The sequence below is a fragment of the Candidatus Chloroploca asiatica genome (genome assembly GCF_002532075.1).
GTDB lineage: Bacteria > Chloroflexota > Chloroflexia > Chloroflexales > Chloroflexaceae > Chloroploca > Chloroploca asiatica.
Window position 1 is genome coordinate 1 of record NZ_LYXE01000162.1, and the last position, 16,858, is coordinate 16,858.

The 16,858-nt window shown below is 62.1% G+C and carries 6 protein-coding genes; 5 read left to right on the plus strand and 1 reads right to left on the minus strand.

Annotated features, from left to right (window positions below):
* The first annotated feature begins 320 nt into the window (after window positions 1–320).
* From A9Q02_RS19510 to A9Q02_RS19525, 4 genes are all read left to right on the plus strand, one after another.
* Window positions 321–1,616 carry a tRNA nucleotidyltransferase/poly(A) polymerase family protein gene (locus tag A9Q02_RS19510; protein WP_097654753.1) on the plus strand — a complete coding sequence of 432 codons (1,296 nt, stop codon included), beginning with the start codon at window positions 321–323 and terminating at the stop codon, window positions 1,614–1,616.
* 96 nt (window positions 1,617–1,712) lie between these two features.
* The gene (gene guaB, locus A9Q02_RS19515; RefSeq protein WP_097654754.1) at window positions 1,713–3,191 is read left to right on the plus strand and encodes an IMP dehydrogenase; all 1,479 of its coding nucleotides are present in this window, start codon (window positions 1,713–1,715) and stop codon (window positions 3,189–3,191) included.
* Window positions 3,191–4,360 (plus strand): diphosphomevalonate decarboxylase, encoded by a 1,170-nt coding sequence (locus A9Q02_RS19520; RefSeq protein ID WP_097654755.1) that lies wholly within the window; start codon window positions 3,191–3,193, stop codon window positions 4,358–4,360. Before guaB ends, A9Q02_RS19520 begins: the two co-directional genes overlap by 1 nt.
* A gap of 164 nt (window positions 4,361–4,524) precedes the next feature.
* The gene (locus tag A9Q02_RS19525; RefSeq protein WP_141509059.1) at window positions 4,525–6,249 is read left to right on the plus strand and encodes a hypothetical protein; all 1,725 of its coding nucleotides are present in this window, start codon (window positions 4,525–4,527) and stop codon (window positions 6,247–6,249) included.
* A gap of 456 nt (window positions 6,250–6,705) precedes the next feature.
* Here A9Q02_RS19525 and A9Q02_RS19530 read toward each other — a convergent pair whose 3' ends face one another.
* Complete coding sequence (locus A9Q02_RS19530) at window positions 6,706–9,639, minus strand: tetratricopeptide repeat protein (RefSeq protein ID WP_097654757.1); 2,934 nt, start codon at window positions 9,637–9,639, stop codon at window positions 6,706–6,708.
* Window positions 9,640–10,131: 492 nt separating this feature from the next.
* Between A9Q02_RS19530 and A9Q02_RS19540 the strand changes: the two genes are divergently transcribed.
* A complete protein-coding gene (locus tag A9Q02_RS19540; protein WP_172451169.1) occupies window positions 10,132–16,617 on the plus strand; it encodes a DUF6531 domain-containing protein in 6,486 nt (2,161 codons plus the stop codon).
* Window positions 16,618–16,858 lie beyond the last annotated feature (241 nt).

Below are 16,858 nucleotides of genomic sequence, written 5' to 3' on the forward strand. Positions count from 1 at the left end.
CTTTCTACGATCGGTGTTTGTTACCATAATCGTAGCAGAAATGGTCATGACCCGCACATTATCTGAAAAACCTACCCCCAAAAGCGGCCCCCGGCCCCCGGCCCTCGGCCCTCGGCCCTCGGCCCCCGGCCCCCGGCCCTGTAGGGGCACCCCTTGCGGGTGCCCTGGTGGGGTGCATATACGGAAGATGCAATCGCCCTGGGCAAGATGTTGATGCGAAGCCGCCTGTATCTGAAGCGGTGGTAGAATAGAAAGCAGGCGATCCGTCGCGAGGCGGCTTGCCTGTTTGCTCAGTTTGAACCGAGGTGGCAAGGACGGTGATGCATAAGGGACGGCCCAGGATCTTACGCGAGTTAGCGCATACGGCGTTGCCCGCCGAGATTGCGGATCTGTTGACGCTGGTTGCGCACTGCGCACAGGCTTGTCGTGTGCCGGTCTGGCTGGTTGGTGGTGTGATCCGTGATCTCTTGCTTGAGCAGTCGCTGAGCCGCGATCTTGATCTGGCGGTGGAAGGTGAGGTGACGACGCTGGTGGCCCAGGTCGCCGCGGCAACCGGCGGAAGGGTGACGGCCCACCACGCGGCGTTTGGCACGGCGACGGTGCTGGTGCCCGGTCGCAGCGATGGCGCGGCGATCGTCGTTGATTTTGCCCAGACGCGCATCGAGACCTATCCTACCCCGGCGGTGCTGCCCGATGTTGCGCCAGCACCGCTTGAGCATGATCTGGTGCGTCGCGATTTTAGTGTGAATGCGCTCGCCGTCGAGTTGCACCTGGTTGCGGGCGGTCTCCACTTTGGGCGGCGACTCGATCTTTTTGGGGGCGAAGAAGATCTTGCCCATGGCCGCCTCCGGCTCTTGCACGCGGCGAGTCTGCGTGACGATCCGACCCGTATCTTGCGCGGGCTGCGCCTTGCCAGTCGCCTCGGTCTCCACCCTGAACCGACGACCCGGTACCAGGTGGCCGATGCGGTCGCCCAACGCTATCTGACGCTGCTGAGCCCCGAACGGGTGTTGCACGAAATCTGCCTGGCGCTTGCGGAACCTGACCCGGCAGAGGTGTTGCGCCTGGCCGACCAGTGGGCGGTGACCCCGCAGATTCTGCCTGGCCTGGCCTGGGAAGCGTCCCTGGCTGAGCGTTGTACGCAGGCGGCGGCGGCGGTTCGCCCCGATCTTCCCCTGACCCCTCTGGTCTGGGCGGGCCTGTTGCTCTATGGATGTTCGCAGGCGACCCTCGATGCGCTGGCGCAGCGCTATCCATTGCCCGGCGATGCAGCCACGCTGATCCGTCAACTTCCTGAGCTACGCAAGCTCGGCGGCACCCTCGCCGGGCTGAGCAATAGCGCCCTCGACGAGACGCTACGCCCATGGCATCCCACGACAATCATAGTTCACCACTATGCTGTGCCTGCCGATCGGGTTGCAACCGCCCGTTACCTTCGTGAATTGCGGACGATGCGTGCGCCGCTTGATGGCAACGACCTGCAACGCCTTGGCGTTGCGCCTGGCCCTCTGCTGGGCCAGATCTTGCATACCCTGCGCCAGGCAACGCTTGATGGCATCGTGGCAAGCCGTGAAGAAGCTGAAACATGGGTGCGTAGTTTTCTGCACCGCTTGTAACTCTGCTCGCTACGCTGGCATAGTTACAAGTGCCGCAACGATCTATAATGGAGCACCACCTTTGTTCTGGTGGTCTTACGCCAATAAGGGGGCTTTATGACGACACACTGGGACGAAAAATATGTCCGTGAAGGGTTGACGTTTGATGATGTGCTGCTGATCCCGGCACATTCACAGGTGATCCCTGCCGAAGTAGATGTGACCACCTGGTTGACCCGATCGATCCGGTTAGATATTCCGATTGTTAGCGCGGCGATGGATACAGTGACCGAGCATCGGCTGGCGATTGCCCTCGCTCGTCAGGGTGGCATCGGTTTTGTGCATAAGAATATGACCATCGAGCAGCAGGCCGAGAGTGTGCGCAAGGTGAAGCGTTCGGAGAGCGGGATGATTACCGATCCGATTACGCTGCCTCCTGACCGCACGATTGGTGATGCGCTCGATATTATGGCCGAGTATAAGATCTCGGGTGTACCGATTGTGACCGATGAGGGCGATCTGGTTGGCATTATTACCAATCGCGATCTGCGTTTTGAGATTGACCGGACACGACCGATCCATGAATTGATGACCAGCAAGAACCTCGTGACGGTGCCCGAAGGCACGACGCTTGAGCAGGCCAAGGAGCAGTTGCATCGCCATCGCATCGAGAAGGTGCTGGTGGTTAATAATCGCGGCAAGCTGACCGGGTTGATTACGGTCAAGGATATTATGAAGCAGATCGAGCATCCCCAATCCTGCAAAGATGATCAGGGCCGGTTGCGCGTCGGGGCGGCCATCGGGGCCGGCGGCGATTACCTTGAGCGTGCCGCGGCTTTGGTGCGTGCCGGGGTGGATGTGCTGACGATTGATACCGCTCACGGCCATTCGCAAGGCGTGCTTGATGCGGTGCTCAGTGTGCGCGAGGCCTTTCCGCAGGTGCAGTTGATTGCCGGCAATGTCAGCACCGCCGCAGCCACGGTTGCCCTCGCCGAGCGTGGCGTTGATGCAGTGAAGGTCGGCCAGGGTCCTGGTTCGATCTGTACGACCCGGGTGGTGACTGGCTCGGGGATGCCCCAGGTGACGGCGATTACCGATTGCGCTCGCGCTGCCGAACATTTTGGCATCCCTGTCATTGGCGATGGTGGCATTAAGTATTCCGGCGATATCGCCAAGGCCATCGCCGCAGGAGCCAATAGTGTCATGATTGGCTCGCTCTTTGCTGGTACCGAAGAGAGCCCCGGTGAGACGATTCTCTACGAGGGGCGGTCGTATAAGACCTATCGTGGCATGGGTTCGATTGGGGCGATGTCGCGTGGTAGTGGCGATCGCTATTTCCAGACGAATGTCAATGAGACGCGCAAACTTGTTGCCGAGGGTATCGAGGGCATGGTGCCTTTCAAGGGATCACTGCAAGATACGGTCTTTCAACTGGTAGGTGGGCTACGGGCCGGTATGGGCTATGTCGGTGCGCCCGATATCGAGACATTCCGCCGCGACGCGCGCCTGATCCGCGTGACGATGGCCGGCCAGATCGAGAGCCATCCGCACGATGTCGTGGTCACCAAAGAAGCCCCCAATTACGAACGACGCTGATGAGACACACAACTATTCCTGATGGCTTTGCCGAGCTTGTTCCCGCGATGGCGGTGTCGTATCGGCAAATTCTGCACGCCTTGCATGATCATGGGGTCGCAGTGGCCCCTTACCCTCGGCAGTTGCCGCCCGCTAACCTGCACGGGATCGCGGCGGCGCGGGCCTATCCGATGCAGGGGGTGCTGAAGTATCACGGCCTGGCCGATTGGCAGCAGCGCATTGCGTTTTTGCCGAGCATTTCGGTGAATAACGATGCGGCCCAGACGGTGACGATCGTTGAGTTTGATCCATCCCTTGAGGCTGATACGGCGCTCTTTGGCGATGCCCCGGCGGTTGGGCGCGAGCTTGAACGCATCAGCCAGATCCTCGATGCCGTCCGCTCGCTTGCGGGGGTGCGGGTCGCCGCTCGGGTGACGACCCGTAATCTGCTCAAGAGCCGGGTGGCCGGCAAGGGCCTCGGCACGAGTGCCGCCGGGGCCGCGGCTCTCGCCGCCGCCGCCGTCGGGGCGCTCTTTGGGCCAGAACTTGTCGCCAATACGCGCTTTCTCAGTTGCCTGGCGCGCTTGCTCGCTGGCTCGGGGTGCCGCGCTGCCGCTGGTGGCCTAGCGCTCTGGCTTAGCTACCCTGGCCTCGCGCACGAAGATAGTTTTGCCGTGCGCCTCGATGGCGAAGATCAGCTTGCGGACGTGCGCTTGATTACGGTGCCCATCGACTCGCGGGTTGGGCTGAAGACCGAGCAGGCTCACCACGATGCGCCGCAAAGTAGTTTCTTCAAAGCGTGGATGCTTAGTCGTGGCGACGAGATTAGCGAGTGCCTCGCTGCCGTCCGCCGGGGTGACTGGCGTGTGGTAGGGCAGTTTGCCGAACTCGATAGCATGCGGCTGCACGGGGTCACGATGTCCGGGTCGCGTGAGCATAAACTGATCGGCTGGGAACCAGAAAATATCACATTGTTTCGCATGTGTGATGACCTGCGCACCAGAGGTGTTCCGGTCTATGCGAGCACCGACACTGGCCCGACGGTTGTCTTGCTTACCCATCGCGACCACGAAGATGCGGTGGTGGACGCCGTGGAAGGACTCGGCCTGGGGCTCGAGACGGTGCGCGGGCGCATTGCTGGCCCGGCGAGTTTGCTCGATCTCGATGAGGCTAGGGCGTTGTTGAGGTAAAGCGGCTAAGGTTTGAGGTAGACCCACACGCAGCTTTGCGCCTTTGCGCCTTTGCGTCAAAAAACCGCTTTATGTGCAAGGTAGCGCCCGTGAGACCTCACAGGTCTTCAAGACTTGTGAGGTCTTGAAGACCTGTGTAAGCTTTTGCCTGGGAGAGTTCTCGTATGCGCAGGAATGTGCTCATTCCACTTTTGCTTGCTCTGCTTTGCCTCAGCCTGGTTGGATGCGTAGCTGGCCCGCAGCGTGCCGAGCCCACGGCGGCCCCAGCGCTTGCCGCGAGCCCGCCACCGCTGGCGACGACGGTTATCCTCGGTGATCAGCGCCCTTCTGAGTTGCCCGCAGTGGCGGCGCGGCGTGAACGCATTGCCGCTGCGCTGGCGACGCAACCCTTTGTGTTGCTACGCGACGGCCTTGAACCGCGCCTTGGTGCCGCGCAGACCGCTGCTGTCAATGATCCCCGCGTACGCACGGCGACGCTCAGCCCCACCGGGCAGCCGCTGCGCAGCGAGGTAATGACGGTGGCCGAGGCGCGGGCCGGCGATGTGCCAGCCGAGGTTGCGGCGACGTGTCCACCCGGGCGCTGTCTGCGCGTCGTGCTCTATGTCTATCCGACCAATAGTACCGTTACGGCACTGGTTGATGACCGCTTGCAGGTCGTCAGTGTGCAGATCCTTGCCGATGCGCAGCCCGAGATTCCCGAGGATCTGGCGGAACTCGCTACCCAGCTTGCCCTTGCCGATCCTCAGCTTGTGGCCGCATTTGAGGGTTTGACGCCAACCGAGGCGATGGCAACCATGCAGGCCACCAAAACCGCGCTTGAGACGACGAGTTGCGAACGGAGCCGCCATCTCTGTGTGGCTCCGGTCTTTACCTGGGGCAGCTTGGCGCTCTGGACGATCGTTGATCTCACTGATTTTACCCTGGTGGCGGCGACCACCTGGACTGAGCAGGGCACGAGTCAACGGCGCATTGTGGTCAGCGAGGCCACCCTGCAGGACGCTGCGCTTGCTCCGCTGTGCGAAACGCCGCAACGCCTGGAGCACGCCGGGTGGCAGGCGGCCTATCTGTTGACCAGTTCGGATGGGCTCGAACTGCGTGACGTGACATTTCAGGGCCAACCGGTGCTAACCTCGGTCAAGGTGGTGGACTGGCACATCGGCTACCAGGGCGTTGACGGGCAACGGGTTGGCTTCTCGGATGCCGTCGGCTGCCCGGTCTTCAGCGCCGCCGCCGTCATTCCCTACAGCTTGCCGGAACTGAGCGAAGAACCCGACGGCAGCCTGCGGCTCACGATGACCTTTCGCAGCCCCAACTGGCCCTTGCCCTGCAACTACCAGTACAGCTTCACGGCGACCTTTGCGCCCGACGGCACCTTGAGCGTCATGGTTGGCAACGAAGGGCGCGGCTGTGGCACCGAAGGCATCTATCACCCGGTGGTACGGATCGAACCCCCGGTCACGACCGAACTGGCTCTGGTGGAGGCGACCGGACGCACCCTGTTGCAGCAGGAAGGTTTCGCCGTCTGGGAAGCGGGGAGCACACAGCGTTTTGACCTCGCGACTGAAGCGGGGCCACTGACGGTCGCCCCGATCTGGGGCGACGCAGAACTAGCGTACCTCTACTGGACGCAGGCGCGCCCCGAAGAGGGCCAGGGCGACCTACCGAGCATCGGCAGTTGTTGCGGGCTTGACGAACGTCAGGGGCCAGAACAATTCATCGGCCCCGGTACGCCTGAGCCACTTGGCCCTGCGCCGATCCTCTGGTTTGTGCCACGTATCGCCAATGCCGAACGTGAGCGCTGCTGGGCCGACACCACGCTCGTCGCCGGGGCCACCGTTCCCGAGATCTGGCCGTGCAATGCGGGGGTTGCATTGCGTTTCGCAGAATAAAGCCCGTCACACCTGCCCATAGCGCAGCGTGAACGAACCTTTTCCGCCTTGCCCACAAGCGCTCCTAACCTGATTGAAGGCATGGTGGAAGGCGCGGAGGTACGCAGTCCATGCGACGCTCCCCATCAAGGTCAGTGCCAACCTCACCGTCAACCTCACCGTCACGCCCAACGTCGAACCCTGCAACGCCTGCGGTGCCCCCAACGCCAGCCCCTGCGCCCGTGACGCAGGGGCCAACGCTGCGGCTCGCGCAGCCCAGCGAGGCGTTTTCTCGCATCAGGATACGGTGCAGGTGTGAGTGAGCAACCGTGCGGCTTCGAGCTCAGCTTGGGCAACCCGGGATCGGCGCGAGGTCGGTTGCCGAGCGTGCTGCTTGGAGGCAACAACCAGCAGGGCGACGATGCGCCCGACGACGCTGCGCTCCCATCATCGTACAATGCGCCACACGTCTTTGGGCTATCCCGCGTAAGCGAGCGTCCGCGCTGCCAGTGTAGAGGGGTGATCGGGGCCAAGCACCGCCGTGTAGATGAGCAGCGCTCGGTTGAGGAACGCACGGGCCTGCGGTTGATCGCCCAGCGCGGCACTGACCTGCCCCATGCGCAGCAGGCTGCGCGCCGTGTAGGGGTGGCGCTCGCCCAGGCGGGCCAGGTGACGGCGCAGCGCCTCGGCGAGCAGGGGCCGGGCCTGTTGCGGGCGTCCGGCGGTCAGGTGGAGCATCCCCAGGTGCCCCAGGGTGTTGGCCGTATCGTGGTGCATCTCGCCCAGGATGCGTCGGCGGATCGCCAAGGCCTCGCGCAAAGAGGATCGGGCCGCGTCCGCTTCGCCAAGCGCCTGGTGCATGAGTCCGAGCCGATTCAGACCGCGCGCCACATGGCGGTGCTCAACGCCCAGCAATCGGCGGTGGATCGCCAGGGCCTCTTCCAGCATCCGGCGTGCATCCGCGAAAGCGCCGGTCTCCAACGCCAGCATGCCGACATTGCTCAGCGTACACGCCGTGATCGGGTGCTCGCGCCCGATGGCGGCGTCGAAGAGGCAGAGCGTCGCCTGGAGTTCGTCTATCGCCTGCGCAAATCGTCCCTGGTAGTGATAGACCCGCCCGATATGATTGCGCGTGACGCCGATGAAGCTATTCGCAGGGCCGTAGACCTCCTCACGGATCGCGAGCGCCCGGTGGAGGTGTGCGAGCGCCGCTTCATATGCACCACGAGTCCGGTGGAGATAGCCGAGATTGTTGAGCGCCATCGCCTGCAGCGAGCGATTGGGCTGCGCCTGCGCTTCCCAGATCGCTACCGCACGCTCGGCGTAGGGCAGCGCGGCCTCTAGCTCACCCATCGCGTTGAGCAAGAGGCCCAGGTTGTTGTGCAACTCGGCTGCAGCGGGACTGTCGTCCCCGAAGAGACGTGCCCGCATGTCCAGGGACTGTTCATAGTGGATGCGAGCGACACCATAGGCACCCAGCGCATGGGCAATCTCGCCGACGTGCCGCAGACTCGTCGCGGTCGCGGGGTGCAGTGGGTCGAGGGTACGCCGCCGGATCGCCAGGGCTCGCTCGTGGTAGGGCTGCGCACCAGAATAATCGCCCTGCCAGTCACGGAGTTCACCGGCATAGTGCAGGTTCTCAGCCAGTCGTGCGTCATCCGTGCCATAGAGTTGCTCGCGCAGGGCGAGTGAGCGCTGATTGAAGGCCGTGGCCTCGGCGTAGGCTTCCACCTCACCCAGGTGGCGGCTGAGTTCATAACTCAACGCGGCGGCCAGCGCATCGCCACGCTGCAGCGCGGTCGCGGTAACGGCACGGAGGTGCGGCTGGAGACGGAGCAAGGCCGGCTCGTCGAGGGCGTCGTTGAGGGAGCGAACATGGGCGAGTAAAGCGGTTTCAACCGCATGCTGCGCCTCGGAGTCGTCCAGTCGGCGGAGAAACGCGACAATCAGGCGGTGCAGGCGGAGCGTGTCGGCTGCCACCGGGTCGTTGGCGAGCAACAAGCCCGTATCCAGCAACCGTTGGAGCGCACAGCCAACCAGCGCCTGGTCTGGCTGCGCTGTCAGCGTCGCGCTGAGCAACGCCACCGGGATGGGTTCGCCAGGGGCAAACCAGGCCGCACGCAGGAGGAGCTGAGAGGCAAGCGCATCCAGGCTCGTGCTGCGATCCAACCGGCCGAGACTGAGGGCAAAGGTCTGCTCCAGGTGGTTGAGGTGGCCGGTCGGCGTGGGGAACGGGCGACCGTACGGCCCGCGCCCGGTGAACGACGGGTGGCCGACGGTCGCAGCACTGGCGGTGATGAGAGTCTGCCGCAACTCGGCGAGGTACTGGGCCGGAGTGAGCGTATCAACGCCACGGGCCAGATAGCTACCGGCCAGGTGGAGTGCCAGCGGCAGGTCATCGAGCTCGGCGGCGATCGCGACCAATTCTTCGTCGCGGAGTTGGGAGGTTGGGCAGTAACAACGTAACAACTGCATGCTTTCGGCGCGTCCGAGCAACCCGAGTTGCAGGGTCGCCAGGCCTAACCCGGCCTCCCATCCGGTGCGACGGCTGGTGATCAGCACGCGACACCCACCATGGTGGGGCAGCCAGCGGCGCAGCAGATCAGCGTGCTCGCAGTTGTCAACGATCACCAACCGCGGCACCTCAGCGTGCCAGGCGGCCTGCACCAGCCGCACCTGTTCATCAAGACTGAGTTGGGCAAAGTCTGGGCGCAGGCCCAGGCCTCTGCTGCCGCCGCACGCTGCGATGGCAGCCGGCACCGCCCCCGGGTCGGCGAAACTCAGCCAGAAGGCCCCACCGGCAAAAAAGCGGCCAAAACGATGCGCAAACTCGATCGCCAGTTGGGTCTTGCCAATGCCCCCTGGCCCGACCAGCGCAGTGGGTGGCGCCTGAGGCCCAGCCACCGCGCCGCCGGCCTTGAGGTGCGCCGCAAGGGCAAACAATTCGGCGGTACGGCCAACGAAGTGAGGGTTGGGCGGGAACGGCAGCACCGAGCCAGGGGGGAGCAACGCAGGGCGCGGCAGACGGCCAGCGGTCGGCATCTGGGCGAGCGAAGGAAAGACGGATGGCGCTGACACGGGATCCGATGGCACGGCCAACCAGGTAGCTGCCGCCTCAATAACGTGCCAATCAGCCTCATCGAGCGGCTCCCAGCCCCACGCATGCACCAGCACATCCCAGACCGCCGCCAGGGTTGCGTGATCATCAGCCAGCCGCAGCGTCTGGGCGAGATAACCCAGAAAAGGCACGCGCAGCGTCGCACGGGGCACGGCCGCACCGCGCTCCCAGGCCCCAGCCGACTCATAGGCCCGATTCCCGTTCAGGCTACAAGCCCGGGCCATCTCGGCCAGGGTAACCTTCGCTGCTTTGCGCAGGCGGGTCAGGATCGCGAGCTGGTGACGATCAGACATGGCTGACCTCTCACAGAGAGTAACTCGCTGCCACAAACGCCGATACCATGCAGGGCATGCATAGATCGACGGAGCTACCGTTTCAGAGGTTAGATTGCAAAGGTGAGACGTCGTGATCAGCAAGGCTGCGCCTTGGCCTGAACAGGAACAGACCCTACCTCCTGGGGCTCAAGTGGGAAACGTTGACACACCCCCACCAAGAGTGAAGGAACGACGACAAAAAATACGGAGTTTACGGGGTGACAAATGAAACGTGACCATGCGAGAATGGACGAACCCTGAACAAAAAACAGCTCACATCTCATCACCACCAGGGCAACGATAGTTCGCCCTGTTTTTTTGTGTCATTGCGCACAAAGAAATGTCTACGCGGCAAGCCAATTCACTTTGGCGCATGCAGGATCGTGCTTGCATTATTATAGCAGATCGAATAACGTCCCTTTGCCCGATTTCCGTTGCCCCTTGCGGAGCAATCACGTGTAGGAAACCCATATGCGCGCCAACCATCGTCGAGCAAGCCAGAATGCGCCCTGGCGCAGACTGCTCACCCATCTGCTCGTGCTCACGCTCCTCCTCGCGCTCTTCCCTCCCATCGTTCCCGTCACCGCGACAGTAGCTGCTGCACCAACGACGGCCAGTTCATCATTCCAACGAAGTTCGGATGAGACGGCAGCGATAGCCCCCATCTTGGCAGCCCCGGGTGTGCGGCTCGACCGGCCAGGGATACCCGTTCAGCACGCTCTGGCGAGTGCCTCAACCTATGTTCAGCGGATCACCGCATCTGGCTTTGAGCCTACTGAACTGACCCTGGCTGAAGGCGATATGGTTGTCTGGCACAACGACACTGATACCACGGTGGTACTCGACATTGAACAGATCTATCAGATCTTTCTTCCGCTCATCAGCCAGCGCGGATCATCGCAGACGGCAAGTCTGGCGCGTAGCACACCAGCGCAAGCCCAACCGCCCCACATACCCGGAGTGAACCTGCCCCCAGGCGGGACCTTCACGCAGGTCTTCTCATCAATTGGCACCTTCCGGCTCTCGCTGGCGAATGCTCGCCACATGATCGGGCGTATTGTGGTTTTGCGCTCCTTTCTTCAACCAAGTCCGACGGCCACGGCGACGCCTTCGCCAACCGCTACGCCGACGAATACGCTGATCGCTACAGCTCCTTCGACGAGCACGCCCACGACCACCGCGACGCCCACCACCACATCGACCAGCACAGCTATCCCACCGACGGCGACCAATACCGCAACCCCGACGGCAGAGGCACCAACCGCGACCAGCACGCCGACCGCGACAGCGACCCCGACCACCACGCCGACTGACACCGTCACACCGACGGCAGAGGCACCAACCGCGACCAGCACGCCGACCGCGACAGCGACCCCGACCACCACGCCGACTGACACTACCACGCCAACGGCAGAGGCACCAACCGCAACCAGCACACCAACCGAGACAGCGACCCCGACCAGCACGCCCACCCACACCCCGACGGCGACAAGTATCCCGACTCCGCCACCAGACTCGTGCCCCACTCCGATCACCGCGCCTTCAACGATCGCCGCGAACACGACCTGGATCGGCGGCTGCGTCTACGTGGTCAATGGCACGACGATCAACACCGGCGCAGCGCTAACGATTGAGGCTGGGGCGGTCGTGAAGTTTGCTACAGGAAGTTCACTGAGTGTGCAGGGTGCCTTGGTAGTTGTGGGCACTGCTGCTGCGCCAGTGTATTTCACCTCGATTCGGGATGATAGTGTGGGAGGGGACACGAACGGTGACGGGAGTGCGACAAGCCCGGCGCCGGGCGATTGGGCCTTCATCAGTGTCAGTGGTGGGGCGAGTGCCAGCCTCACCCAGGCACGGGTGCGCTATGCCGGTGGCGGTTCGTCCTATCGGGCGAGCCTGCTCGGGTTTGAGACCACGACCTTGACCGTGGTGGAGAGCGTGATCGAGGATGGCCTGGGTGTGGGGGTCTACACCGTGACGGCCAGCGCGGCGAATCCGACCGTCACGCTGACGGGAAGTATCATCCGGCGTCATACAGACGTGGGGGTGGCGGTCACCCGGGGCAGCCTGCAGATCGCCGACTCAACCATTAGCGCCAACGGGGTAGGAGTAGCCGTAACGGCTCCGGCAGCGATCACCCTCACCAACACCACCCTCACCAACAACACCGGGAACGCGGTTGATCTGAACCTGAGTGGCGCAAGTCCCACCATTGCGGTGATGAGTACTACGGCGACGGGGAACGGCCTGAACGGCCTGGTCCTTAACGGTAGTCCGAACACGATGACCCTACCGCTTACCAGTTTACCTTACATTACGCAGTATTTGCACGTGCCTGAGAACCAGACGCTCACCATCGCAACAGGGGTGATACTGAAGTTTCTGCCGATCTCGGGTGTGCTGGACGTCGCCGGTACGCTTCAGGTGCAGGGAACGAGTACAAACCTCGTAAGGTTCACCTCTGTCGCGGACGACAGCATCGGGGGCGATACCAACGGCGACGGTAACGCCACCGCCCCAACAGCTGGAAACTGGTCGGGCCTCTACGTGCGAAACACGGGTGCTGCCACAGTAAGGTGGGCAAACATCCGCTTTGCCGGCAACAACAATTGGGGAATAGGGGCGATTGGGTCGTCTGGTGCTGTGATCGTGCAGAACAGCACCCTGGAACTGGGCAGCACCTCCGGCATTCGTGCGGATGCTGGCAGCCTCTCCGTCACCAACAGCACCATCCGCAATAATAGCATCGGCATCTCGGTCAGCATCGCCAATCCAACGATCCAGAACAACCAAATCTACAACAATACCAGCTACGCCGTCTACAACAGCAACTCCGCCGTCACCATCAACGCCGAGAACAACTACTGGGGCTCCGACAACGGCCCGGCGCCCTACGGCAGCGGCAACGGCATCAACTACACCACGCGCTACGACTCGGTCTGCCGCTGCACCGTGATCGACCGCTTCCTGGTCGACGCCGACCCCTGGCTTGGCAAGGGCGCCAGCAACGGTGGCAACGTGACCCACCAGCGCTATGTCTCTGATCCGGTGAATACGGCTAATGGCAACTACATTTATAGCCGGACTGATGTCTCGATCCCGACCCGCTCGTTCCCGCTGGTCTTTACACGGGCCTACAATTCGGCGGCAGTCGATACCAGTGGGCCGCTTGGTGCCGGCTGGACGCACAACTACAACATGTTTGTCGCCACCAGCACCCAGGACAGCGCGGCGACGGTGACCTACGGCGATGGGCGGACGGCACGGTTTACCTGGGATGGCACTGCCTATATCCCGCCGCCCAGTATCTTTGCAACGCTGACCCAATCTGGCGGGCTCTTCACGCTCACCGAGAAGGATCAGACGGTCTACGCTTTTGATGCGAGCGGACGGCTGGCGACGATCACTGACCGTAATGGCAATGTCACCACGCTGGGCTACACGGGCCAGAACCTCACCAGCATCACAGCGCCTGATGGCCGTGCGCTTGCCCTTAGCTACAATGCCAGCGGCCAGCTGATCGCGGTCGGTGATCCGCTCGGGCGCAGCGCCACCTTCAGCTACGATGCCAGCGGCAACTTGGCGAGCGCGAGCGATCTCGGCGGCGCGGTAACAACCTACACCTACGACGCTGCCGGGCACATCACGGCGATCACCGACGCGAACGGCAACAGCTTTATCCAGAACGTCTACAACACGGAAGGCCGTGTCGTTGAGCAGCGTGACGCCGATGGCAACCTGAGCCGCTTCTTCTACGATGTGACGAACCGCACCACGATCGTCACCGACCCGCGCGGCAGCACGACCACCTACCGCTACGACCCCGAACTGCGTCTGATCGCCGAGACGAACGGCCTCGGCCAGACCGAGACCTATACCTGGGATGCGTTCAACAACCGCACGAGCGTGATCGATCGCCGCGGCAATACGACCACCTTCACGTATGACGATCGCGGCAACCTCCTCACGATGACCAACCCTCTTGGGGGCGTCATGGCGCGCACCTATGACGGGCGCAGCAACCTGCTCACGGCAACCGACGAGCTTAGCCGCACGACGACCAACACCTACGACGCAAGCAGCAACCTGCTCACCAGCACCGACCCAGCTGGCAGCGTCACGAGCTTCACCTACTTCGCTGATGCCGGTCGTCTTGGCCTGCCAGCGAGCATAACCGATCCGCTCACGCGAACCACGAGCTTCAACTATGACGCAAACGGCAACCTCACGACCATGACTGACGCGCTCGGCAACGTAAGCACACGCACCTATGATAACAGTGGTCGGCTGCTGACCCAGGTCGATCCGCTGGGCAATACGACCAGCTTCACCTACGACGCGCTCAACCGCATCTTGACCACGACCGACCCGGCCGGTGCGGTGATGACGAGTACCTACGATCTGGTCGGCAACCTGCTCACGACAACTGACCCGCTGGGCCGGGACACCACGCGCACCTACACGAGCAAGGATCAGCTTGCAACGATCGTTGACGCAGCTAGCTTCACAACCAGCTTCGGCTACGATACGGTCGGCAACCAGACCAGCGTCACCGATGCCAGCGGCAACGTCACAACCTTTGCCTACGACATGGCGAACCGGCTCGTAAGCAGCACCAACGCCCTCACCCAGACGACAACCTACACCTACGATGGCAACGGCAACCAGTTGACCGCACGCGACCCGCTCGGCAACACCACCACCTCGACCTACGATGCGCTCAACCGCCTAACTACCCTGCGCGACCCGCTTGGCAATACCACCAGCACGAGCTACGATGCCGTTGGCAACCCACTCGCCGTCACTGATGCGCTCGGCACTAGCTCGACCTTCAGCTACGACGCACGCGACCGCCTGATGACGGTCACTGATGCGCTGAGTGGCACCGTGACCTATACCTACGACGCCGTCGGCAACAAGACGTCGGTGATCGATGCGAACGGCAATACAACAACCTACACCTACGATGCCCTGAACCGTCTGCTTGCTGAGACCGATCCGCTTGGCAATACCCGCAGTTACACCTACGACGCAGCTGGGCGGCTGATCGGCAAGCTTGATGCGAATGGCGCGACCACCAGTTACAGCTACGACGCGGTCAGCCGTCTGATCGGGCTCGTCTATCCATCCTCAACCGTGACCTACACCTATGACGTGGTTGGCAACCGGCTCGCGATGGTTGACCCGACCGGTACCACCACCTACAGCTACGATAACCTGAACCGGCCGCTTTCCATCGCCCAGCCCAGCGGCACCGTAAGCTACAGCTACGATGCGCTGAACCGAACGGCAGTCACCATGCCGGGCGGCCTGACCACCTCCTACAGCTACGATGCCGCCAATCGCCTGGTGAGCGTGACCGATTGGGCCGGCCAGATCACCAACTACGCCTACGACGCGGCTGGCCGACTGCGCACGACGACCTTCCCGAATGGAGTTACGACGACCAACACCTATAACGCGGCCAGCCGCCTGACCAATCTCAGCACCACTGGCCCCGCCGGGAGCCTGGTCTCGATCAGCTACAGCTACGACGCGGTTGGCAACCGCACCGCGATGACCGAGCCGACCGGCACCACGACCTACAGCTACGACGCCCTCTACCGGCTGACCGGCGTCAGCTACCCGACCGATGCGCCGGCAGCGGTGAGCTACACCTACGATCCAATGGGCAACCGGCTGACCTTGACCGAGGATAGCGTTGTCACCAGCTACAGCTACGACGCCGCCGACCGGCTGACGGCGATCAGCACCGGCAACACGACGACCACGCTCACCTGGGATAACCATGGTCAGATGCTGAGCAAGGGCGATCAGACCTTCAGTTGGGACGTGGCCGGGCGCATGATCGGGCTGACCAACGGCGCGACAACGGCGAGCTACACCTACAACGGCGACGGCGTGCGGGTGGGTCGCACGGTTGATGGTACGGCCACAAGCTATCTCCAGGATCTCGCCTTCGGCCTTCCGCAGGTTCTGGTCGAGACCAGCGGTGCCGACACGACACGCTACGTGCTCGGCCTCGACCAGATCGCCCAAGTTGGCACCACCACCAGCTACTACCACAGCGACGCCCTGGGCTCCGTGCGCGCGATGAGCGACAGCGTCGGCCAGGCCACCGCGACGTACATCTACGACGCCTTCGGTGGCGTGCGCACGCAGACCGGCGGCGCAGGCAACGCCTACACCTTCACCGGCGAGCAGGCTGACCCGGAGGCCGGGATGGTGTTCCTGCGGGCGAGGTATTATGATCCAGAGGTGGGGAGATTTTTATCGAGAGATGTCTATCCAGCTTCTGTGTATGTCCCTGCTTCGCTAAGCCGTTACATCTATGTGCAGAACAACCCGCTTCGTTATATTGATCCGTTGGGCCTAACACCACAGGAGGGAAGTAATCAAGGACAGTTTTCTCAAGCAGGTTGGATGAATAGTGAGTGGCTACAGGGGCGACTTGACGCACTATACGAAGATCTTCTTCTTCCAGCAGCAGGTAAGTTAAATCTGTGGGCTGCAAGGAATCGCACACCTTTTACTACACTTCGGCCTTACGTCAATATGAGCAACTTAATCCTGACGATCGAAGAGAAGCTGATCCCAGCGATTAACTTCTCTGCGAGCTATCTTGAAGCGTCTAATCGGTATGCTCGAACCTCCCATCCCGACGAACGCCTCATATATGCTGAGGTTGCTGCTGCAAATATGAACTTCATTAACCGGACGCTAACAGGAGCCGCCACCGGAATTACAAACCTCATTTTGGGAGAAGAACAAGTCAGCCGAATTCCAATATATTCTCAGCTTGACAGTACTGTCACTGGCGCGACCATACTTGACAACTACGACTCTTTGATGGATGAAATCCGTAGAGAAGGTGGAGTAAAAGGCACCGCGAATTATTTCGGTGCTGCGGGAACTGCGTTAAAGGATCAGCTTGTGTCCTTTGTACTCGGGAAATAGTACCAGGTTCAGTCATGGCCCCGACTAGGACGTATATGCTGGTGGGGCCACGAACCGCAGGCACGTGCGGTTTGTGAACCAAACTCACGCCCGAGTTGATACCGTGCCATCGGCGGTCTGTTGTACGCGGTTATTCGACTTCCGTGAACATCACAAGCTGTACGTCCGACGAACATGATTAGCTATGCTTTGACCATGCAAAAAGCCCCCGTGCTCTTCTATTCGGGGGCTTTTTTGCGAC